Source organism: Bacillus sp. Bos-x628 (assembly GCF_040500475.1).
GTDB lineage: Bacteria > Bacillota > Bacilli > Bacillales > Bacillaceae > Bacillus > Bacillus maqinnsis.
In genome coordinates this window covers 3,057,245-3,079,755 of the sequence record NZ_CP159358.1, presented here as the reverse complement: position 1 = coordinate 3,079,755, position 22,511 = coordinate 3,057,245, and the positions used below count along the sequence as shown (strand labels likewise).

At 40.7% G+C, this 22,511-nt stretch carries 24 protein-coding genes; 7 read left to right on the top strand and 17 right to left on the bottom strand.

The annotated features are described in order from the left end of the window. Window positions 1-37: 37 nt before the first annotated feature. Entirely contained in the window at window positions 38-886 is an 849-nt protein-coding gene (locus ABVJ71_RS16075; protein ID WP_353856719.1) for an MBL fold metallo-hydrolase, read from the bottom strand. Window positions 887-1,007: 121 nt separating this feature from the next. Continuing rightward, entirely contained in the window at window positions 1,008-1,649 is a 642-nt protein-coding gene (gene trmB, locus ABVJ71_RS16070) for a tRNA (guanosine(46)-N7)-methyltransferase TrmB (protein ID WP_353854903.1), read from the bottom strand. A 188-nt stretch (window positions 1,650-1,837) separates the two neighbouring features. Here trmB and ABVJ71_RS16065 point away from each other — a divergent pair, with 188 nt between their 5' ends. Continuing rightward, window positions 1,838-2,113, top strand: coding sequence for a YtzH-like family protein (locus tag ABVJ71_RS16065; RefSeq protein ID WP_353854902.1), 276 nt, complete (start codon window positions 1,838-1,840; stop codon window positions 2,111-2,113). On the opposite strand, the gene ABVJ71_RS16060 is transcribed toward ABVJ71_RS16065, so the two are convergent. From ABVJ71_RS16060 to thpR, 4 genes are all read right to left on the bottom strand, one after another. Next, the gene (locus tag ABVJ71_RS16060; protein WP_353856718.1) at window positions 2,110-2,910 is read right to left on the bottom strand and encodes a phosphotransferase family protein; all 801 of its coding nucleotides are present in this window, start codon (window positions 2,908-2,910) and stop codon (window positions 2,110-2,112) included. The two genes, ABVJ71_RS16065 and ABVJ71_RS16060, sit on opposite strands and share 4 nt — an antisense overlap. Window positions 2,911-3,208: 298 nt before the next feature. Then, complete coding sequence (locus ABVJ71_RS16055) at window positions 3,209-4,141, bottom strand: YegS/Rv2252/BmrU family lipid kinase (RefSeq protein ID WP_353854901.1); 933 nt, start codon at window positions 4,139-4,141, stop codon at window positions 3,209-3,211. Between the two features lie 45 nt (window positions 4,142-4,186). Beyond that, complete coding sequence (locus tag ABVJ71_RS16050) at window positions 4,187-5,119, bottom strand: hypothetical protein (protein ID WP_353854900.1); 933 nt, start codon at window positions 5,117-5,119, stop codon at window positions 4,187-4,189. 25 nt (window positions 5,120-5,144) lie between these two features. Next, window positions 5,145-5,696, bottom strand: coding sequence for an RNA 2',3'-cyclic phosphodiesterase (gene thpR / locus ABVJ71_RS16045; protein ID WP_353854899.1), 552 nt, complete (start codon window positions 5,694-5,696; stop codon window positions 5,145-5,147). A gap of 93 nt (window positions 5,697-5,789) precedes the next feature. Between thpR and cysK the strand changes: the two genes are divergently transcribed. Continuing rightward, window positions 5,790-6,719 (top strand): cysteine synthase A, encoded by a 930-nt coding sequence (gene cysK, locus ABVJ71_RS16040; RefSeq protein ID WP_353856717.1) that lies wholly within the window; start codon window positions 5,790-5,792, stop codon window positions 6,717-6,719. A gap of 56 nt (window positions 6,720-6,775) precedes the next feature. Here cysK and pepV read toward each other — a convergent pair whose 3' ends face one another. After that, the gene (gene pepV, locus ABVJ71_RS16035; RefSeq protein ID WP_353854898.1) at window positions 6,776-8,173 is read right to left on the bottom strand and encodes a dipeptidase PepV; all 1,398 of its coding nucleotides are present in this window, start codon (window positions 8,171-8,173) and stop codon (window positions 6,776-6,778) included. Window positions 8,174-8,267: 94 nt separating this feature from the next. Here pepV and ABVJ71_RS16030 point away from each other — a divergent pair, with 94 nt between their 5' ends. Both ABVJ71_RS16030 and ABVJ71_RS16025 read left to right on the top strand, forming a co-directional pair. Next, on the top strand, window positions 8,268-9,566 hold the full coding sequence (locus ABVJ71_RS16030; protein WP_353854897.1) for an NCS2 family permease: 1,299 nt from the start codon (window positions 8,268-8,270) through the stop codon (window positions 9,564-9,566). 276 nt (window positions 9,567-9,842) lie between these two features. Continuing rightward, a complete protein-coding gene (locus ABVJ71_RS16025; protein ID WP_008356419.1) occupies window positions 9,843-10,064 on the top strand; it encodes a DeoR family transcriptional regulator in 222 nt (73 codons plus the stop codon). A 54-nt stretch (window positions 10,065-10,118) separates the two neighbouring features. Here the strand turns inward: ABVJ71_RS16025 and ABVJ71_RS16020 are convergent, their stop codons facing one another. Together ABVJ71_RS16020 and ABVJ71_RS16015 are read right to left on the bottom strand one after the other, a co-directional pair. Next, window positions 10,119-10,829, bottom strand: coding sequence for a pseudouridine synthase (locus tag ABVJ71_RS16020; RefSeq protein ID WP_353854896.1), 711 nt, complete (start codon window positions 10,827-10,829; stop codon window positions 10,119-10,121). 16 nt (window positions 10,830-10,845) lie between these two features. Then, window positions 10,846-12,468 carry a polysaccharide biosynthesis protein gene (locus ABVJ71_RS16015; protein ID WP_353854895.1) on the bottom strand — a complete coding sequence of 541 codons (1,623 nt, stop codon included), beginning with the start codon at window positions 12,466-12,468 and terminating at the stop codon, window positions 10,846-10,848. 174 nt (window positions 12,469-12,642) lie between these two features. Between ABVJ71_RS16015 and ABVJ71_RS16010 the strand changes: the two genes are divergently transcribed. Together ABVJ71_RS16010 and ABVJ71_RS16005 are read left to right on the top strand one after the other, a co-directional pair. Then, window positions 12,643-13,911 (top strand): NAD(P)/FAD-dependent oxidoreductase, encoded by a 1,269-nt coding sequence (locus tag ABVJ71_RS16010; protein WP_353854894.1) that lies wholly within the window; start codon window positions 12,643-12,645, stop codon window positions 13,909-13,911. After that, on the top strand, window positions 13,912-14,109 hold the full coding sequence (locus tag ABVJ71_RS16005) for a hypothetical protein (protein WP_353854893.1): 198 nt from the start codon (window positions 13,912-13,914) through the stop codon (window positions 14,107-14,109). 143 nt (window positions 14,110-14,252) lie between these two features. Here ABVJ71_RS16005 and ABVJ71_RS16000 read toward each other — a convergent pair whose 3' ends face one another. The 7 genes from ABVJ71_RS16000 to ABVJ71_RS15970 form a co-directional block, all read right to left on the bottom strand. Further along, on the bottom strand, window positions 14,253-14,435 hold the full coding sequence (locus tag ABVJ71_RS16000; protein ID WP_353854892.1) for a sporulation protein Cse60: 183 nt from the start codon (window positions 14,433-14,435) through the stop codon (window positions 14,253-14,255). A 101-nt stretch (window positions 14,436-14,536) separates the two neighbouring features. Further along, window positions 14,537-14,848, bottom strand: a complete 312-nt coding sequence (locus tag ABVJ71_RS15995; RefSeq protein WP_353856716.1) for a rhodanese-like domain-containing protein — start codon at window positions 14,846-14,848, stop codon at window positions 14,537-14,539. A gap of 64 nt (window positions 14,849-14,912) precedes the next feature. Next, the gene (locus ABVJ71_RS15990; RefSeq protein ID WP_353854891.1) at window positions 14,913-15,596 is read right to left on the bottom strand and encodes a YesL family protein; all 684 of its coding nucleotides are present in this window, start codon (window positions 15,594-15,596) and stop codon (window positions 14,913-14,915) included. A gap of 23 nt (window positions 15,597-15,619) precedes the next feature. Beyond that, window positions 15,620-16,909, bottom strand: coding sequence for a Gfo/Idh/MocA family oxidoreductase (locus tag ABVJ71_RS15985; RefSeq protein ID WP_353854890.1), 1,290 nt, complete (start codon window positions 16,907-16,909; stop codon window positions 15,620-15,622). Between the two features lie 17 nt (window positions 16,910-16,926). Continuing rightward, window positions 16,927-17,451: a lipoprotein YteS gene (locus ABVJ71_RS15980; protein ID WP_353854889.1), complete on the bottom strand. Its 525-nt coding sequence runs from the start codon at window positions 17,449-17,451 to the stop codon at window positions 16,927-16,929. Further along, a complete protein-coding gene (locus ABVJ71_RS15975) occupies window positions 17,448-18,560 on the bottom strand; it encodes a glycoside hydrolase family 105 protein (protein WP_353854888.1) in 1,113 nt (370 codons plus the stop codon). The genes ABVJ71_RS15980 and ABVJ71_RS15975 overlap by 4 nt, the downstream gene beginning before the upstream one ends. A gap of 18 nt (window positions 18,561-18,578) precedes the next feature. After that, a complete protein-coding gene (locus ABVJ71_RS15970; RefSeq protein WP_353854887.1) occupies window positions 18,579-19,544 on the bottom strand; it encodes a sugar ABC transporter permease in 966 nt (321 codons plus the stop codon). 232 nt (window positions 19,545-19,776) lie between these two features. Here ABVJ71_RS15970 and ABVJ71_RS15965 point away from each other — a divergent pair, with 232 nt between their 5' ends. Next, complete coding sequence (locus tag ABVJ71_RS15965) at window positions 19,777-22,077, top strand: helix-turn-helix domain-containing protein (protein WP_353854886.1); 2,301 nt, start codon at window positions 19,777-19,779, stop codon at window positions 22,075-22,077. A gap of 37 nt (window positions 22,078-22,114) precedes the next feature. Here the strand turns inward: ABVJ71_RS15965 and ABVJ71_RS15960 are convergent, their stop codons facing one another. After that, entirely contained in the window at window positions 22,115-22,486 is a 372-nt protein-coding gene (locus ABVJ71_RS15960) for a winged helix-turn-helix transcriptional regulator (protein WP_060697681.1), read from the bottom strand. Window positions 22,487-22,511 lie beyond the last annotated feature (25 nt).

Here is a 22,511-nt window from a genome sequence, read left to right as displayed (position 1 = left end):
TTTTGTGTGAAAGGCGAAAAAACATGCAGATCATCTTTTATACCCCTTTTGCTCTTTTGACTTTATGTGTGAGGTGTCCTTCTTGATCCCACTTGACAGCGCGATAAATGGCATCATGATAAAACAAATACCACGCATCTTTTTCTTCAGCAAATGCTTGCCACTTTTGTTTGGCTGGTATTGAGGTCATTGGATAATCATCATATGCAAGCACCCAAAGTGGATTTCTATGCGCATGTGTCGGCATGATATCAGCTAAATGAATGGCTGTTTCTCCGTTACTTGTCAGTGTTAAGATACTGTGTCCGTTGCTATGCCCGCCTGTATGATGCATTTGAATACCGTCTGTCACGTCGAGACTCTGCTCAAATGTGACCACCTGATCAGATACTGGCTCCCAGTTTTCTTTCCAATATGTATTTTTTGAACGGATATTCGGTTGTCTCATTTCATCCCATTCGATAGCTGACGTGATAATCTCTGCATTTTTGAAGACAGAAACGAGCTTGTCTCCCTCCCATTTGGTTAACCCGCTAGCATGATCAAAATGTAGATGTGTCATTAATACCTTATTGATATCTGTTGGCTGAAGGCCTAGAGTGGCAAGTGATTCTTCAACTTTTGTCTCCTCTGTGACACCATAATTTCGTTTTTGTTTATCAGTCAGTTTACCTGATCCGATGCCCGAATCTACTAACATATGAAGACCATTCCATCTAATGAGAATGGGATCACATCGCAACTCAATTTGGTTTCGATCGTTTACAGGGTATTTTTTCGACCATAAAGGCTTTGGCACTACACCAAACATAGCACCCCCGTCCATGTGAGTATCTCCCCCGTTTAACCAGACCAACTCAATTTCACCTATTTTCATTGTTTCCACTGCTGCCATCCCTCCTACTTCTATCGTAGCAAATACGCCCAGAAATCGCATGTACCAATCGGCTCTTGTCATGAAAAAAAGCTGACCACAACACCTTGTTGCAGCCAGCTTTTTTCACATGTTATTCTGGGAACTTTACTTCTGATCGATAGATGGGCTGTCCCATAGAAGAGAATTTCTTTTCATATTCGGTCATCACATTTCCTTCTAGTCCATCCGCATGTAAATCAAGGCTCACATAAGTTAAGAGGAGTCCGTAAGCAGAAAAGCTCTTCAAGGAGTATTCGAATAATCCGCGATTATCTGTTTTGAAATGCAATTCACCGCCTGGGCAGAGGATATGTTCATATCGCTCTAAAAATGCTTTAAAGGTCAATCTACGTTTTTCATGTCTTGTTTTTGGCCATGGATCAGAGAAATTTAAGTACACTCGATCTATCTCACCTTCGGCAAACACGTCTGTAAGCGTGTCTGCGTTAATATTGAGCAGCTTCACATTTTGGACATCTGTTTCTTTGATTTTATCTACAGCTGTTACAATGACGCTCTTAAACAATTCAATGCCAATATAGTTGATGTCAGGATGAAGCTTGCTCATTCCAGCAATAAAGCTCCCTTTTCCTGTACCGACTTCGATATGAATTGGATGATCATTTCCAAACAGCTCGTGCCATTTTCCTTTATACTGTTCAGGGTTTGCTAGGGCAATATGAGCATTTTCAGCTAAATAATCATCAGCCCATGGTTTATGCCGCATTCTCAATTTGATACACCTCTATTTTCTTTACATTTTATCAAGATACCATGAAACATGAAGAGCCGCAAGACAGCATCTGATATGCGTATATGAAAAAAGACCAGCCTTTCGCTGAGCTGATCTGTCGTATGTATAAAATAAAAGCTTGATGCACAGTTTAACCACATAAACGACACGCAAAAAGGAGCATACGTATGGGATTAAACCGTCAACATCAGCTTCAATTAATCAAAGATATTTTAACCGATCATCAGCTTGATTGCTGTGGTACTGTTGCAGAATATGAACAGGTGGGACGTGTGATTCAATTAATGCTGGCAAAAGAGGATCTCGATGCGGATATCCGTCAGCTTTTAACCGATATTTATGAATATAGTCAAAAAGGAGCGACCGTCAGTTCAATTGATGCGCATATCGAGGAGCATCAATCTCATCTGTCTGAGTGGGTCGAGAACATTCCACTGTCTTAATGAATGTTTAACCGTTTGAGCAATGCGCTTAGTTCGGCTTGCACCTCTTTTAGTGCCTTCTCATTTCCTTTTCTTTTATGCCATACGACAAAGGATACCGTTTCTGCAAGCACGTACCAAGCCATGCGTTTTCGCAAATTGTCCGTCAGCGGAGCGCCATACATGGAGAGCCAGTTTTCCCAATTCTCTTCTTCCACATAATGATACAAAAGAGGTCCTAGATCAATCGCTGGGTCCGCAATCATGGCACCATCCCAATCAATGAGATAGAGCTGATTTTCATCTGTCAGTAGCCAGTTATTATGATTGAGATCACAATGGCACACGACCTTATCCTCATAATGGACCGCATCTACATGCTTCTCTAAGTACTGAATGGCACGCTTTATGTCATTGGAATTAATTTGCTCTTTTAAAATAGACTGCTTGATGTGCATCAGAATGGATGCTGGGTCAAGCGAGTGCTTTTCTAACCTTTTAAGCATATCGAGCAATTCTTTTGATGTGTGGATTTTTCTTAGCTGTTCCGCAACAGGACGTTCATTCATGTCCTTAGGCTTTAGCTCTCTGCCACTGAGCCAATGTTGTGCTGTAATGACATCCCCATTTTCCATTCGTTTTGTCCAGACAAGCTTTGGCACAATGCCTTCAGCTGACAAAACCGCAAGAAACGGTGATGTATTGCGTTTTAAAAATAGCTTTTGGTCATTGTGTGTTGCGAAGTACGCATCTCCCGTAGCGCCTCCAGCAGGAGAGATGTGCCATTCGCTACCTAATATTTGTCCCAACCAGTTCATATCAATTTTCAACCCATCATTTCTTAAAATATTTTGAATCACGCTTTTTTAGTCGACAAAATTCAGCCGATTGAAGATCAATTGGCTGCTTTTTTATTTATATGATCATAAAAACAAAAAGGACAGCTATTGAAATTGAGATGCTAAACAATAGCCGTCCTATAGATTTTATCGCTACCTTCTTATACTCGTCAAGCAAAACTAACAAATCAGGACAAGAACACGACCGAAGCATGCCTTTTTCAAAATCGGGTGAGCTATTTGGTTCTTTTGACGAGGCGCTTGTCTAGTTGCTTTTTTAAGCACGTAATTTTAAGGATCGTTCACTTGCCTTCACAAAGACAGGGGTTGCACCGATGACTTCACCGTCTGCATGAAACAAAATTTTTTCATCTGCTTCTAAATAAGCTTCCTTATGGTGAAAAAGGGTGACACCATCCATTGTGATATGCTTCCGAAATACCATAGCACTTAAAAACACGAGGACTTTAAATGGATTTAAATTCGTGACAACCATCGTTTGAAATCCTGGTTGCCGAGAAGTAGCTTCAGGCGCTGCTTGCAGTCCACCGCCATAAAAAGGGTGATTACATACGATGACAAACCACACTTGACGAAAGACTTTTTTCTCATTCTCAATAAAAAGAGCAAGGTCAAAAGGCTTAAATGACCATAGAGAGCGGAGAAACGACATAAGATATATGATAAACCCTAATTTGAGACGAATCAGCCATTTTCTCCCTTTGAAATGGGCAGTCTTTTTTAGGACGTGCGCATCAAACCCAATCCCTATGTGATTGATAAACAGAACAGACTGCGGGCTTTCTGCATGATCTTGAAATGAGCCGAGAGAAAATGTTTTAGTGAGCAGGCTCTTTTGCTTTCTCACTTCTTTTAATACATCATGTCGATGGATTCCAAGTCCCTTAGCGGCGTCATTCCTATGACCGGTCGGCACAAAGCTAAGCTGAACATCATGCTCTGTTTCTTTTAAGCCATTTAGCACTTCGTGAATGGTGCCATCACCGCCTATCGCAATAAGACGTTTCAGCCTGTCATCCTGCATTGTGGCAATTTGTCTTGCCAATACTTCTGCATGCCCTTCATGCTGGGTAAGAAAAGAGCGATATGAGATTTCCATCTTTTGCAATTCTTTCTCTATATTCCTCCAAGTACAGCGTCCTTTTCCATGTCCTGCTACTGGATTGATGATAAAATACCATTCATTCATATATAAGCTCCACTCAAGTCTCGTTATTGGCAACCTTGATCCATGTTAATCGAGCCATTCCTGTCTTCTTTTGCTAACTGATTCACCATAAGCAAGCAATGCTTTTGTTGCCTTAAATTGTTGATGCTTTGTAGGTGCCGTATTATTCCGTTGCTTTTCAAACCATTCTTCTGCCTTCTTCTTATCAATAACCTCTATTCCATAAGGAACTTCTGGTAGATCAATATAAGAGGTACGGCTGATGAGAATTTTCTTCACCGGAAAATCTACACCGTTTTGATCAAGAATTTTTGACACGACGTTTCCAGAACGCAAAAGATGCGCACAAGGATTCAAGACCGACTGTACAGCTTTCCCAGTCGCACGTTTCTCCCAGAAGCGTTCCTTTGATCCGATATACACACTGTCTGGCTCTGCCTCTAAGAAGGATAAGCAAATCACTTCTAGCGGCGTAATGAGAACCGGACATAATTCCATTTCAGCTTTTTGAATCAGCAGCACCGGCTTATACATCACAAAATATGAATCTGGAAGCTGTCTTGCCAGCATACGCAGCTTTTCGTCATACCGAATGTGATGCGAGACCGTTGAAATTTGTGAAATGGTTGAACTCGCCCATTTTAATTGAACATCGTAAAGATGATCCTTGAAAAAGTGAATCAGCTTCGCTTCATCAGTTGGAACATTTCGGAATACACCTTGTTCTATGTCTGTTGGCTCATGAAAAAGTCTCAGGTCACGTTCCTTTTTCATATCGGCTTGTTTCTGCTTTCTCTTTAAGGAGAATGTCTTTTTCTTTTCATCTTCTTGCTCGGATGCTTGTTCAGATATTTGGTCAAACTGAATTTTCTGCTCTTTTGATGCCTGCTTTAGTTCTTCCCATCTTTGCTTTTTCAATCGAATAAATTGGTTGATGTAATGATGCGGGTCTTGCTCATATCGAGAAATATAATCTTGAATTTTGATAATTTGCGCCATATGATGCTCACTCCAACTTCTAGAATCATTTATGTAGTGTAAATCGTTTGATTGCATGATAACGTGGTGTTTCTTCTGGACGTATTTCAAACAAAGCGATACTTGAAACATCCATCGTATATGGCACTTCTCGTAAAGGCGCTTGTTCCACAAAAGGCTGATCCGTATCCCATTTACGTGCAATGGTCATATGCGGATGAAATGGTCTCGTTTCGACAGGATGGCCAGTTGTTACGACGGCCTTTTTCACCTTTTCTCTCAATTGCATAAGCGGAGTGCTTTCATTTGGCTTTGCAAAAAAGACTCTCGGTTTCTCCTTTTGACCAAAGCTATCTAAATGATACAGCTCCAGTGGAAATGCAGCGGTGTCTTTAGAAAGCTTCTCCAACAGCTCGATGATATGCTCCAAGCGCTTTTTTGCAATAGCACCTAAAAACACAAGGGTCACATGGTAATCAGCAGGAGCTGTCCATTTTTGAAAATACAGCCCACTCCTTGCATCTACGTCTTTTTTGATTTGATGCGCAAGCTGTTCATGTATTTGAACCCCAATAAAATAATGACGGCTTCCAGTCATATGATCACCCGTCCTTCTTTAACAAACTTTACGAATCCTATTGTTGATAGTATAACTAAAGAAATGCGGAATGAGAAGAAAGGGTGTCAAATGTTGAAAGTTGCACAAAACATCGCTGAGCTCATTGGCGATACACCACTTGTCAAACTACACCGTCTTCAGCCAGAGGATGCGGCTGCAATTTATGTAAAACTTGAATCTTTTAATCCTAGTCGAAGTGTGAAAGATAGAGCCGCCTATCATATGATCATTGAGGCTGAAAGGCAGAGGACGCTGACAAAAGGGGCAACCATCATTGAACCAACAAGCGGTAATACAGGAATTGGCTTAGCGATGAATGCAGCGGCAAGAGGGTACAAGGCCATTTTCGTCATGCCTGATACGATGACAAAGGAAAGGATGAATATTTTAAAGGCTTATGGTGCACAGGTTGTGCTGACCCCAGGAGATGAAAAAATGCCTGGTTGCATTCGAAAGGCAGAAGAATTAGCGAAACAGATTCCGAATAGCTTTATTCCAATGCAATTCGATAATGAGGCCAATCCCAATGCCCATAGAGGAACTACGGCTATTGAAATCATTGAAGCTGTGAAACAGATCGACCAGCCACTTGCCGCATTTGTGGCAACAGCCGGTACTGGTGGAACGATTACAGGTACAGGTGAGGAATTAAAAAAAGCATTCCCTTCTTTGAAAATACGTGTCGCCGAACCGAAAGGATCTCCTGTCTTGTCTGGCGGAAAACCTGGTAAACATAAACTTGTTGGAACAAGTCCAGGCTTTATTCCTAACATCCTTAATAAGGATGTCTATGATGACATAATGCAAGTCAGCGATGACGATGCTTATCACATCACACAGCAGCTTGCCCGGCTTGAAGGAATTTTAGTCGGTCCATCATCTGGCGCAGCGTGCTATGCAGCCATTGAAACGGCCAAGCAAATGCCTAAAGAGCACATCGTCATCTGTATGACAGCAGATACGGGCGAACGATATTTATCAAGTGATGTGTTTAAAGCATAATGGAGCATGTCAAGAACACACAGGTCACCCCTTGAGCCTGTGTGTTCTTTTCTGTCTTACTTTGCTAGTTCATATATTGCTTGAGCATACAGAGCAGTTGTTCTCAGTAAATCATCAATCTCTATATATTCGTCCTTTTGATGCGCACAGTCTGGTCTTCCAGGGAATAGAGGACCGAAGGCAACACCTGCTTCTAAAGACCTTGCATACGTTCCTCCTCCAATGGCCATAAGGGACGCTGGGTCTCCTGTTTGTTCCTCGTACACACGTTGCAATGTTTTCACAAGTGGATGGTCTTTTGACACATGATGCGGAGGGCTGTCGTCAAATTTTTCAAGCGCTGCTCCTTTAATGCTTTCAATCCCTTTCCTTACGTCCTTGCCGTCTGCTGTCACTGGATAACGGACATTGAAGCCAAGCTTCGCCTCCTCGTACTGCGTATAACGGATTGTTCCTACATTGAGAGTCAGCTCTCCGCTCATATCATCTCGGCATGCAATTCCTAGTTTTTGACCTCGTGTGTCCTGATCAAATAAGGCGTTCAATTGTGATGTAAAGGCAAGCCCATGTTCATCTAATTCATGCTTACATAAAAAATTCGCCATATGAATTCCTGCATTGACGCCATGCGCCGGTTCCATTGCATGAACTGAAACCCCTTTTAATGTAAAATGCAGACCGTTAGCTGTTTCCTTCGTTTCACCTGATAATTTGTTTTCTACGAGATATTCTTCAAACGCTGCTTTTAACGCCTCTGCATCTTCTTGTGTTGCTGTCACTGTTGCGATGGCCTCATCTGGCACCATATTAAGCCGCATACCTGATGTAAAATGCTTCAGGCTGTAACGCGTATTCCCCTCTGATTCTGGATAAGTAAATGACACAATCGCATCAATAATCCCTTTTTCGGCATGAATGATTGGAAAATCTGCATCTGGCGCAAAGCCGACAGTCGGCATGGCCTCATGTTTGAAATAATGCTCCACACAACGCCAATCACTTTCTTCATCTGTTCCAATGATTAAACGAATCTTTTTCGATAACTGCAGTCCTGCATCTTTTAAAATTTTAAGCGCATAAAAAGCAGCCATGGTTGGTCCTTTATCATCAATGGCACCTCGTGCAAAGATTTTATTTTCTCGTATATCTGCTGAAAATGGAGGGGTTGTCCAGCCATCGCCTGCAGGCACGACGTCCACATGGCATAGCACACCTACAATGTCTTCACCTTGTCCATATTCAATATGACCTGCATATCCATCGACATTCTTGACAGTAAAACCTTCGTCTTCCCCTTTTTTCAGTATATACTGAAGGGCCTCATTGACTTTTTCCCCAAACGGCTTTCCTTCTTTTCCGCCCTCTTCATCAAGTACACTTTCAATTTGCAAAAAAGATTGTGTGTCTTTAATCAGATCCTCTTTTTTTCTTATGACTTCAAATTCCCAATTCATTTTTCTATTCCTCCTTGAAAAAAGGTTGCAATCCACCCTCAAAACGAATATTATATTAATTGTTTTGCAATAACGTTCGTAAATGGAGGATTTTATGTTTCAGTTAAAAGAAAACCAAACCAACATAAAGAAAGAATTAATCGCTGGAATGACAACATTCTTTACAATGGTATATATTGTAGCTGTTAACCCAGGAATCCTTTCAAAAGCAGGTATTCCTTTTGACCAAGTCTTTACTGCAACAATTATCGCCGCTGTCGTCGGTACGCTCTGGATGGCACTCTTTGCCAACTATCCAATCGCCATCGCACCGGGCATGGGGCTGAATGTCTATTTCACCTTCACAGTTGTTGGAGGCGGCGGTATCAGCTATCAAACGGCATTCAGTGCAGTATTTGTGGCTGGGATACTCTTTATTATTTTATCGTTAACACCCTTAAGAAAACAACTGATTGAAGCCATTCCAGATAACTTAAAGTACGGAATTACAGCGGGGATTGGACTTTTTATTGCATTCATCGGTCTCAGGCAGTCTGGCATCATTGCCGCTGATCCAGAAAATCTTGTGAAACTCGGTCACTTAACCTCTCCTGTTGTCGTGTTAACACTGATCGGTTTAATGATTTCAGTAATTTTAATGGTTCTTCAAGTGAATGGTGCACTGTTTATTGGTATGCTAGCCACAACTGTGCTTGCGCTCATGACTGGCCACCTTCATTTCCCTAAAGTACTCATGGATGTTCCTGCACTACCTGAAGGGATACTGATTACGAACCCATTCGCTGCCTTCGGTGACGTTTTCTCACATCATTTGTATGCAGTCGTTTTTTCATTCTTACTTGTGACGGTATTTGATACGACTGGGACGATGATCGGGGTTGCAGAACAAGCAGGATTAATGAAAAATGGTCAGCTGCCAAAGGTACGCAGGGCCTTGCTTGCTGATTCTGTTGCGACAACCGCCGGCTCCATGTTTGGAACAAGCCCAACGACTGCATATATTGAATCATCGTCAGGGGTTGCAGCTGGCGGAAGAACAGGTCTTACTTCTTTAACGGTGGCTGCACTGTTTATTGTCGCTTTGTTTTTTGGTCCATTAGTTGAAGCCATTTCTTCACTTCCTGCCATCACGTCACCTGTATTGATTATTGTTGGCTGTTTGATGATGAACTCAGTTTCTCGCATTCGCTGGAAAGAGCTTGATGAAGCATTTCCTGCTTTTCTCGTCATTCTGTCAATGCCGCTGACATCAAGTATCTCTACAGGGATTTCACTTGGATTTATTTCATATCCACTAGTGAAATTGGCAAAAGGAAAATGGAGAGAGGTACACGTCCTTGTTCTCGTCTTCGCATTATTATTTTTCATTCAGCTCTTTTTCTTAGAAGGATAATGTGTAAATATTCTGTGTTTCTTTTTTCGGAAGAAATCACCCAATATCCCTTATGGATATTGGGTTGTAACCGAATTCAACTCATGTTATATAACATGTAGATATGTTTAAAAAAACGTAAATTTGACTTTTTGGTGGAACTCCATGCATAATAATGTGTATAATAAAATAAAACATTAAGAAACACGAACATTTACCATTGTTGCATGGCAGTTTTAGTGTAGTAAGTTGTGGTTAGTCAAGTCCATTCGATCTTACTTGATAGGGAGTGGTTTTTTGAAACCTTCAACAAACCGTATGATGACTCGAATTAAATCAGTTTATATGTTCATTCAAGAAAAAGGTCTTGTGACAACACAAGAGCTGGTTGATGAATTCGGGATCACACCTAGAACCATCCAAAGAGACTTAAACGTGCTTGCCTATAATGATCTTGTTCATAGTCCAAGCAGAGGCAAATGGGAAACAACGAGAAAAAAAGTAAAAATATCTTCTTGAGTATAATGAATTTTCCATATAACAAAAAGAACCGGCATATCGCCGGTTCTTTTTCTATTCTCTTAGATTATCTAATTCTTCATCAGTTAATTCTCGATATTCTCCAGGCTCAAGGTCTTCATCCAATAATATGGCTCCCATAGAAAGACGCTTTAAAAAGATGACTTCATTTCCTACTGCTTGAGCCATTAGCTTTACTTGGTGGTATTTCCCTTCAGTAATCGTTAAACGAATTCGTGTATCTGACTCTAGATTGGCATCAACTTCAACTTTTGCCGGCTTTGTTACATAATCGTCTAAAATGACAACCCCCTGCTCGAGACGTTTAATATCTTGATCTCCTAAAGGATATTTTAAATGGACTTCATACGTTTTAGGCACATGCTTTTTTGGAGAAAGTAATTGGTGAGCGAGCTGTCCGTCATTTGTCAGGAGCAAGAGACCGACCGTATCCTTGTCCAGTCTCCCCACAGGGAAAGGCTGTCTTGCAATATCTTCCGGCTCAAGTAAATCTACAACCGTTTCATCTCGAAGATCCTCTGTTGCAGAAATCACACCATCTGGCTTGTTCATCATTAAATAAATGAACTCTTTATACTCCACTCGCTCTCCGTGTACGAACACTTCATCATTCGATGGATCAACATGATCTTTCACCTGCTTTGCCACTTCACCATTCACTGTGACGGCCCGGGCCTTGACCAATTTTTTCACATCTTTTCTTGAACCAAAGCCGCTATTTGCAAGCAATTTATCAAGCCTCATGAACCCCCACCTCTTCTTAAACTTTTTTACGCATAAATTTCGGTAATCGATTGCCAAGTACACGCTTTAGCAATCCAACCTTGTAAGATAAGAACATATACACACCGCTGCCAGTTAACATCGAAATCAAAATAACAATACCAGCTTGGACAATTCCGCCTTCATAAGAAATAAAATGACTCACAAGTTGACTTGTCGCAAAAGCTACTACAACCATAATAGCCGTTAAAATGCTAATGAGAATAAAACGTTTGAAAATCCTGCGGAATGAGTAACCTGCATGACGCTTAATCATGATGAACATATATAAAATAGACGCACTATAGCCAAGTGCTGTGGCAAGCACGGAACCATTTCCTTGGAGCCAGCTAATCAGCGGAATATTCAATACGGTTTTAATCAAAATTCCTAAAATTAAGCTAACAATGGCAAATTTTTGTTTATTAATCCCTTGCAGAATGGCTGCGTTAATGGTGAACATAGAGAACAATAGGGCAACAGGTGCATACCAGAACAAAATGGATATCCCAATCTCAGGATGAACAGACGGATAGAAAAACCAATAAACCGGTCCTGCCAAAGCAGAGATTCCAAATGAAGCTGGGAGCACGAAGAACAATATCATCTGCATTGTTTGATCAATTTGACGATTGAGCAGTTTAAAATTACGTGCTGTAAATGATTCCGTAATTGTAGGAATTAACGTTAAACCAAAAGCGGTTGCAAGTGACACAGGAATCATGACCAATTTTGGTAAGTATAGTGTCACAATTGACAGTACCGCTGTACTCATATCCTGATGTCCCGATGCTATCATGGCTCTGTTAATTGTATTGGTATCAATATAAGAATAAATCGGAATGGCTAGTCCAACAAACACATACGGTGCGGCATAGCTAAACAGCTCTGTAAACATTTGCTTATAGGACAAATTCGAATAAGTCCCTGTATTAGGTTGCATGGAAAGGAGCCGATCCTTCCGCTTCAACCAATATAGATAGAGGGTAAATAACCCGCCAAACGCCCCAATAAGCGCCGCAAATGTCGCATACCCGATCGCAATGACAAGCCCGCCGTCTAGAACCTTTAAAATAATAAATGTAGCCGTTAGTAAGAAGATGATTCTGACAAGCTGCTCAATAACTTGAGAAACGGCTGTCGGTCCCATCATTTGATGTCCTTGGAAAAATCCTCGCACAAGACTCATAATCGGCACAACCAAAAGACCTAAACTCACCATACGAATCACGTATACCACTTGATCGACGGTCAAACCGCCCGTTTCATTCGATCCGCCAAGCTGAATCTTGGCAAAAATCGGTGCGGTCAAATATAAAATAGAAAAGGCGATGATACCGGTGACAAGCATGACCGACATACCCGCCCTGAACATTTTTCTTGTTGTCTCATAATCGCCTATTGCATTATATTTTGAGACAAATTTCGATACCGCTGTTGGAAATCCTAACGTAGCAATACTTAAAAAGATCGTATACTGATTGTATCCATATTGAAATAGCGCACCACCAGTAGCTCCAACCATTGCGCTAAATGGAATTAAGTAAATCATACCAAGAATACGAGAGAGATAAGTCCCAATCGTTAAAACCAACGTACCTCGAAGCAGTTTATTAGACATGCGCTTAACCACCATTTTTCTAATGAATATTCAACTTAACTATTTTACCACATCATTTCCTCGCACAGGTAACAATTCCAACACAGAAGTCACAAAACCAATCAATTCATATTTCAGCCTTCTCTGTTCTTCGTTATAATAGAGTGATGACTGAAGTAGAAAGAGGAATGAAACATGAAACATTATGATGTCATTGTCATTGGCGGTGGACCTTCTGGACTGATGGCTGCGATTGCATCAGCAGAGCACGGTGCATCTGTTCTGTTAATTGACAAAGGGAACAAACTTGGCAGAAAGCTCGCCATTTCTGGCGGTGGACGCTGTAACGTGACCAATCGCCTTCCAGTAGAAGAAATCATCAAGCATATCCCCGGAAACGGCCGTTTTTTATATAGTGCATTTTCTGAGTTCAATAACGAAGATATTATTGCGTTTTTTGAGAACCTAGGCATTGAATTAAAAGAAGAAGATCATGGGCGGATGTTCCCTGTTTCAGACAAAGCCCAATCTGTTGTTGATGCCCTTTTAAACAGGCTCCGTGCACTGAACGTCACCATCCGAACAAATGAAAAGATTCAAACCGTTCTGTATCAAGACGGACAAGCAGCCGGAATTGTTACAAATCATGATGAAAAAATTTCAAGCAAAGCTGTGGTGGTTGCTGTTGGCGGTAAAAGTGTGCCGCACACTGGCTCAACCGGAGACGGATACGCCTGGGCAGAGGCTGCCGGCCATACCATCACAGAACTCTTCCCAACAGAAGTACCGGTCACATCAGATGAACGTTTTATTAAAGAAAAAGTGCTTCAAGGGCTCTCCTTAAGAAATGTGGCGGTCAGTGTATTGAACAAAAAAGGGAGACCTGTTGTCACACATGTGATGGATATGATTTTCACTCATTTTGGCTTATCAGGTCCAGCTATACTTCGGTGCAGTGGGTTTGTTGTCAAAGAGCTGAAAAAGCAGCCGACGGTTCGCCTGCAAATCGATTTATATCCAACACTTCATGACGAGGAACTATTTCAAAAGCTTCAGCAGGATTTAAAGGAATCACCTAAGAAATCTATTAAAAATGTGCTAAAATCTTGGATGCAAGAACGCTATTTACTATTTCTTTTAGAACGACACCAGATCGATCCTCAAGAAACATTTTCTCGTCTTACAAAGGAGAAACTGCGTGCCTTTGCCCACGACTGTAAACATTTCGTCGTCCACGTAAATGGCACCCTTTCCTTAGACAAGGCTTTCGTCACGGGCGGTGGGGTATCTGTTAAAGAGATTGAACCAAAGAAAATGGCCTCTAAAAAAATGCCTGGTCTGTACTTCTGCGGAGAAATATTAGACATTCACGGTTACACAGGTGGCTACAATATCACATCAGCACTTGTCACAGGCCGGCTTGCCGGCAAATACGCTGCACTAGAAGCAAAGGAGAGATTGTAAATGATGAGACGACAACTCCCAATTATCCTAGCTGTCGTGATCAGTTTGACAGCAGCCTTTTTCTTGAAGCTTTCGATCACCCCTTTAAAGATGGCGATTGTTCTGGCATTCACTATTTTTGCCGTTTGTTTAAAAGAATATATATACCGTCTTCGAAAGCGTATCGAAGAAAAATCTTCATCACATATGGACGGTTGAAAAAATGAATGAGAACATGTTACAAAGGTCGAGTGAGAAACTCGCCTCTTTTCTGTTTGAGAAGTGATGAGCTAGGGGTAAGGTCAATAAACCAAATAATAAAGAAGAAAAATGCCTGCTTCTCATCCGAACGGCATTTTTCTTTATTTTTTATATAAAATAAGTGCAGAAAAACAGTATAGCTGTTCTCCTCCTTGGTCACAGACCACCGCCACATTGTACTTGATATCAATGACTTGGTCCTCATCCATTCCTCTTAAAAACAGATTGATTTCACTCTGCAAGTCTTTTTCATGTTCTTCATCAAATACAGCTACCTTTAGCACATATGCCACTCTCCCTTCTCTCGCTACTCTATCTTTATGCGCTGTGATACGGGCATATGAACAAAAAAAGCCTTTCATCTCGTTGATGAAAGGACTCCTTTTTACAGTTTTGGTTTTGTTTCTCCTGTCCATAGAAGCATTCCGCCTACAACATTTGTCGCTTGATAACCTTGATCTTCTAAGTAATAGCAGACATTTTCACTGCGTTTACCAGAACGACAAATGATAAAATATTCTTGATTCTGATCGAACGCATCCAGCTTCTTTGGAATATCCCCCATACGAATATGGACCGCCTCTGGAATCATTCCTTCTGCTACCTCTTCATCTTCACGAACATCTATTAACTGTATTGTTTCTCCTTGCTCTAGCTTTTGCTTTAAATCTTCTATTGAAATCTCTTTTACTGACACGTCGTTGATCTCTCCTTCTATACGAAGTGACCCCATTATAGCAAATCATCAACATAAAGTTGAATTAATGAGTATTCACCCGCTTTGATTGCAGGAAAGACGGCAGTCGTTTCTTCACATCTACTGTCTTTTGCTCGCTATCAAACGCGATCTTTTTAAATACTTGATAGGCTAGCCACATGTGACCATACGCAAGGATACTCATGCTGAAAAACGGAACGATCCCTGGCAAATAAGCAAAAAGGAAAAACACCAATACCGAGAAAGCAAGCATTGAGAGTGTATATTGTAAATATGAGATACCGAGCAGAAGGGAAAATTTCAAATATAGTCGTTTTTTCCAATCAAAATGAGCAAGCAGTGGGAAAATATAAAACAAGCTGACAATATACAGGAAACCAAATATATAAATGGCAAAACGGAGAGCATGTAAGAAAAAGTTAGTTGGATAAATATAAGCCAAGTCCACATAAATAATGGTTCCAATCATGAGAAGAACCACTCCAATCAGATTCGACCGAAGAAACTCCTCTCGGTATACCTTCCAAAACATGCGGAATACCTTTACTTGTGCATGTCCTTGTATCCACTTTCTCATCACTGAAAATAGCGCTGTCGTCGCTGGCATCACCCCAAAGAAACCTAGTCCTAGCAATGTGAACAAAAGCCAAAGCAAATTCGTATAGGCAAGCCGCATTACCCATTCACACATTCTCAGCATTCTGCTCATTGATCCATCATAATCCATCTCTTTCCCTCCTCTCTATCTCGTTACACCCTCTCTTTCTGAAACAGTTCTTCTATTTCGATCGGACGTTTTTCTGCGACTGAACGCCACATTCCTTCTCCAAGGGCAATCGAATAAGCACCAGCCTCTGCTCCTGCAGAGATGTCATAGTGAATGAGTGGATCTTTTCCTAAAAATAAATCAGCCAATAAAAGCGGATCTCCTCCCCCATGTCCGCCTGGCTGCTTCACTACTTCAATTGTCTCTTTAGAGCCAAACATTGGGTAGTAAGAAATGGTTTGTTCAGGGTATTGAAAAGGTATTCTCGAAGGTACGTGAAACTCATTAGTTTCAATTCGCCCGTTCGTCCCATTTATGGCTAGTCGGTATCCTTCATATGGAGCTGAGAATTGAATCGAGTAACTCAGCAGGGCACCTTGATCATAAACGACAGACGCCACGTATGTATCTTCAATGTCAATTTCCTCATCAAAAATACACGCATCAGGGCGGTAATTTGAATAAAGCTCGGACTGCTCTTGTCCTGATTGGATATGATCATCCTCCACCATCGAGCGCTCTACCCGCGGATTCCATCGTGCTTCATAATGGCATTGATCTTTCACCTGACACGTCCCGCAATATCTGTTTTCTTCATCCTGCAATGGATTCCACTGACTTCTTTTTCCATAATAGTTCAGAGCACCGTAAGCAAATACTTGCTTAGGCTTTTGATCAATCCACCAGTTCACTAAATCAAAGTGATGGGTCGACTTATGAATAGAAAGCCCGCCCGAGAATTGACGTGTGCGGTTCCATCTTTTGAAATAACTGGCTCCATGATACGTATCAATGAGCCAGCTTAATTCAACTGATGTGACCTTTCCAATCTTTCCCTCTAAAATCAGTTCTTTTATTTTCCGGTGGAATGGATTGTAGCGATAATTAAAGGTGACAGTGACCTTCCCTTTGCTTTTAGCCTCTTTATCCATCACTATTTTGGCATCTTTTGCTGTTGTCACCATCGGCTTTTCAGTGATGACATCTAGATCATGATCAAGCGCCTTTAATATATAGGTGACATGTGTATCATCACGCCCTGCGACAATGACGATGTCCGGTCTAGATTCCTTTACCATCCGATCGAATTCATCCTCGCGGAAAAACGGAACACCCCTTAGAGATGGAAAGCGTTCCTGACAAAGTATATACCTCTTTTTATCAATATCTAAGAGCCCTGTTATCATATAACGATCATTGAAATCCTCTGTGAGCGGTTTAATAAACATATTAAAGGCGCGATGACTCAGCCCGCAAATGACCACTCGTTTCACATTCCCCACCCCTTTTTCTATCGATTTTCACGAAGTTGTTTTATGAGAGACAACGCTTCTTCGGATTTCTCCGCATATACTGGAATAAAGGCGACCATATCCCGGTTTAGCCGAAATGTATAACCGTTTAATTCTTTCGTTCCTTTTGATATTTGGACAGCATAATCTACTTCTTTTCCGGTTTTTGGGTTCTCAATTGTATATGGTCCCGTTGCCTGATCATCTATCGCCATCTCATCAAGCAGTTTAAAGCCCTCAGGATCATCATACGTTCTAAACATGTCTTCAGGAACGAACATGACGTCTCCTTCTTTTGCTGTAATTTCAACAAGCAGCTTCTCTGGAATCGCAGGAAGAATTTGAACGTCCCATTTTTGTTGATTAGGAGGAAAGGCCTTTTCCATCAGTTGATCTTTCATCCCCTTTGACATATCAGAAAAAATGAGTACGTTGATACCTTCTGTATTTCTCTGACAGGCGACCATGCAAAGGACAGCGATGAAAGCAATCATCAGCACCGCAACCCTTTGTATCCTCCTCATGCCTTTTGAAAAACAGACAGCTTCTCCAGCTCAGTTAACGCCATAATAAAAGCGCCTGCCCCGTGCAAGTCATTTGTACTCTGATCTCTTCCAATGTAGTAATCATAGAACCCAGCAGAAGTTCCGATACAAATATCACTTACAGCAAAATCGCCATTTTCTTTAACCGCCGTCTTATATTGGATCAATCCTTCATAGGCTTTCACAATCTGATCAGTATAACGAAGACTCACATATCCTTTATTCATTGCCTTTGCCATTGCATACATAAACAGGCAAGATCCTGAGCTTTCAAGCCAATTATCAGAATGACTTCCTTTGTCTATGATTTGATACCAGAGTCCTGACTCTTCATCCTGATATTTCGCTACACTTTCCAGCATGGCAGCCAGTGTATCCTTCCACACGTGACGAGCCTGATGCTGATCTGGCAAATCCTCGATCATATCTGCTAATGCCAGCACATACCAGCCAAAGGACCTCGCCCAAAACTCTGGAGAACAGCCGGTCTCTTGATCTGCCCACGGCATCACTTTTCGTTCATCCCAAGCATGATAATATAAGCCTGTATTTTCATCTTTTGTATGCTTTCTCATCAAGTGTTCTTGATGGATGACCATATCGATCAGCTCTTCTTCCCCTTTAAGCTTTGCATACTTTAGCGCAAAAGGTCCGCCCATATAGAGACCATCCAGCCACATTTGATAGGCGTATTTGTCTTTATGCCAAAATCCGCCTTCAGAGGTGCGATTCAATGTGTTATAAAGTCCGCGCAGTTTCTCCGCTACTCGAACGTAACGCTCATCTCCAGTTTTTTCGTAAAGCGGAAATAAGAGTAACCCTGCCTGAATAGCATCGAGCTCATCCCTGCGAAATAACAGGTTCCCATAGTCATCAATCAATGAATCCGCATAGGCTTTTACATACGCAAAATACATCTCATTCCTTGTGGCTTCATAGAGCTTCATGACACCGCAAAGGAATACCCCTTGATGATAATGCCATCTTCCTGCCGGCGGTAGTTCACTTGGTGTATACGCTTTCATTATTGTCTGTGCTAATTTTTCTGCATGCTCAAGCGGTGAAGTCTTTTCAGTAGATAAACTCATTCTCACTCAACTCCCTTTTTAGTAAATACCTTCTTCTCCGAACTTTTTTGCTAAACGATTGGCCATCATGACTAAAATAAGCCCAACAGCTGCTTTAAATAAACCAACAGCAGTACTATAGCTGAATTGTCCTTGTTTTAACCCCGCTGTATAGACGTACGTATCGAAGATTTCTGCTACTTCTCGATTCGTTGCATTGAGTAATAGGTAGACGTGTTCAAACCCTAGTTCTAACGTATCACCAATTTTTAAAATAAGCAGTACGACAATCACGCTCTTAATTGCAGGGAGTGTAATATGCCACATCTGTCTCAAGCGACCTGCGCCGTCCATTTTTGCTGCTTCATATAGCTGCGGATCGACCGCCGTGATCGCCGCAAGATAAATAATTGTAGACCACCCTGATTCTCTCCAAATGACCTGTAAAATGTACATTGGTCTAAACCATTCTTGGCTGAGTAGGAAGTTAATTTTTTCTCCTCCAAAAAAAGCAATCAGTTCATTAATCAATCCGCCATCTACCGTTAATAAAACAAAAGATAAGGACACGACAATCACCCATGACATAAAATGCGGAATATAAATCATTGTTTGAACAAACTTCTTAAATAAAGCCAATCTGACTTCGTTTAAAAGAAGTGCCAATATGATCGGAATCGGAAAAAAAATCACAACATTCATGGCAAATAAAATCAACGTATTTTTTAACAAAATGAAAAATGTCGGTTCTGTAAATAAACGAATAAAATGTTTAAATCCGACCCACTCACTGCCAAGAATACCGAGAAACGGCTGATAATCTTGAAAGGCGATGATAAGTCCCCACATAGGCACATATTTAAAGATGATAAAGTAAATCAGCCCCGGCAAAATCATTAAATACAAAAATTTTTGACTAAGTAATTGATTAAGTAAGCGCTTTCTCTTTTCTTTTTTCAAAGCTGCCGCAGGCACACCCTTGGCAGTGACATCCTGTGTTTTCATTGATAAAGCCTCCCTTCATGACGATGCATGTGTTAACTGTATCTTAAGGATGAAAAATCCGTCTACAATCATATCATCAGATCATATTTTCTTATACGGAGCTACTCAAAATGTTACATAAAACATAAGAAAATGATCCTGATCTTAGAAAATGATTATTGACAAACCTACCAGATTTTTGGATTAATAACTTAAGGAGGGAAAAGAGGGTTCGTTTGAAATGGGGGGTTTTATGAAAAGAAGGCAGTATAAATTTTATTACAAGCTTGTGACGTTTTTTTTCATGCTTAGCACCATTCCTGTTATCATTGTCGGTATTTTTTCTTATCAGCATTCGCAAAAAATAGCACTTGAAAATATCTCAAATGAAAAACTGGACAGCGTCAAACAAACGCGATCCAATATTGAGCATATTTTAAAAACGGTTGATCATTCTCTCACTCACTATGTCAGTTCGCCGCCTCTCCTTCAAACACTGGCAGAACCTTTAAAACCAGATCAATTCCAGCTTTATAATCAAGTACAACAGGAGCTTAACTACTTGCAAACCTTCGACACAGACCTATCCAATATTACGCTCGTCAGCGAGATAGAAGAATGGTACATGAACAATTCAGGTCTCTATCATTTAACCACTGGAGATCAAGAAAAAGCGTTAAAAACATATATCAATATTCCAAGCCACTCTAGCTGGGCACTTGAAGAGAATAATCCGCTCGTCGCTACAAAAGAAGGAAAAACATCCTTTTGTCAGTACAATGTGAACTTAATCAAACAACTTCCAATGAACAGTGTCCAAAAAAAGGGGATAGCGGTCGCAAGTATCCCAAGCTGCGTGATTGCAGACAATATGCCTGATTTCTCTCAATCTGATAGTATGTTCGTAATTGATACCAACGGGAAAGTGTTGCTGCATAATCGCAAAGAAAAAATCGGTGATTCCGTGAAAAACCAAAATTTCGTCAAGCATGTATTGTCACGTGAAGACAGAACGGGACAATTTGACATGCAGATCAATGAACTCAATTATAAAATTACTTTTCAAAAGTCAGACTATAATGAATGGACGTACTTATCTGTTGTCTCAATCCCTCAACTGAAGCAGCAAACGAAATCAATTGGGTGGATCACTTTTATTATCTGCTTTCTTTTGTTAGCGCTTTCATTATTGTGTTCATGGTTTGGTTCCCGGCATTTTTATAAACCGATCCGATTATTATACGAGTCCTTTGCCCGCAATGAATCATCTTTGCATAAACAACCTTACCAAAATGAATTTGAATTAATCGAGTCGAGTATTAAACAAATGAAAGATCAAAACAATGATTTAGAGGAACGCATTGAACAGCAAGTCACTCACTTACAGCAATATTTTATGGTACGGCTTTTACTCGGAAAGCTTTCTGAAGAAGAAATTAACAACCGATTTCAAAGTCTAGGTTTTCCTCGTCAATGGTCCAATTTATCCTTGCTTGTCACACAAATTGATACTTTAAAAGGAACACCATATGAGAAAAAGGATGCAGACTTGCTTTTATTTGCAATGAATGGGCTCATAGAGCAGATTATTCCAAAAGATGAGCACTTACAGCCAACCGTTGTGGGGCAGCATCAAACAACCATTGTACTCAATCAATCGATGTCAGAAGAAGAATTTACAGAATATTTAAATCAATTAGCTGAAACCATTCAGCAGCGTATCGAGGATGAGCTCGGTTTGTCCATTAGTATTGGAATTAGCCGGCTGTTTACGGACCTCACAATGGCCAAACACGCTTATATCGAAGGGAAAGAAGCCTTAAAGTATAGACTCAAAGCCGAGAAAAAGTCCATCATCTATTATCAAAATATCCAGCATGGGAAGACGTTTAAAACCCATTTTCCAAAACAGTTGCAACATGATCTATTTGATGCGATTAAAGCATGTGATCAAGGGAAAGCCGATCATTATTTACATGTGCTCTTACAATCTATTTTCTCAAAAAATGCAGGACCGCATGAATATCATATCGCCCTCGCCCGATTTTTAAATAACTTAATTGAGCTGATGCACCTACTAGGGATTGAATTATTTGAAGTAGAAGACAACAAAATGCTCTATGATGCGATCTTTGAGTTTAAAACATTTGAAGATACGGAGGCATGGCTCAAACATAAGATAATTATGCCGATTATTGATCAGCTCGGTGCGCGCGAGGATTCACAATACAAAAATATCTCTGAGAAGATCATTCATATCATTCATCAAGAATTTGACTCAGATCTCACACTGGATGAAATTGCGACACGCCTGCATTACAATCCAAATTATTTAAGCAGTATTTTCAGAAAGGAAATGGACATCTCTTTTAGTGAATATCTCTCGTCCTACAGGCATCATGTTGCCAAAAACTGGCTTGTTGAAACAGATATGTCAGTGAAAGAAATTTCGGAAAAACTGAAATATAAAAATCCGCAAAACTTCATTCGATCATTCAAAAAGATAGAAGGCACGACTCCTGGCAAATATCGTGACCAGAAAAAAGAAAAATAACGGAAGAATCCCGCTCTCCATAAGAAGCGGGATTCTTTTATTTGAATTGTTCATTCAAGATGCTATCTTCCAGCACTGAAAGCGGTTCTCCGTATACTCGCTCAATATGGGCTGCTCCCCAATCACATAAAGCATTCAGGATTTTTTCGAGCGACTGTCCATACTCACTTAATTCATATTCCACTTTAGGCGGCACCTGTTCATACACAATGCGGTTAATGACGCCGTCACTTTCAAGTTCTCTCAGTTGCTGTGTAAGCATTTTTTGTGTGATATTCGGCATAAGACGTTTTAATTCACTGGTGCGTTTTTTCCCATGCGTCAAATGACATAAGATTACGCACTTCCACTTCCCCCCGATTACCTCAAGTGTTGCTTCAACGGAAATATTATACTTTTTCTTTTCCATCTATCTATTCACTCCTTCTTGATGT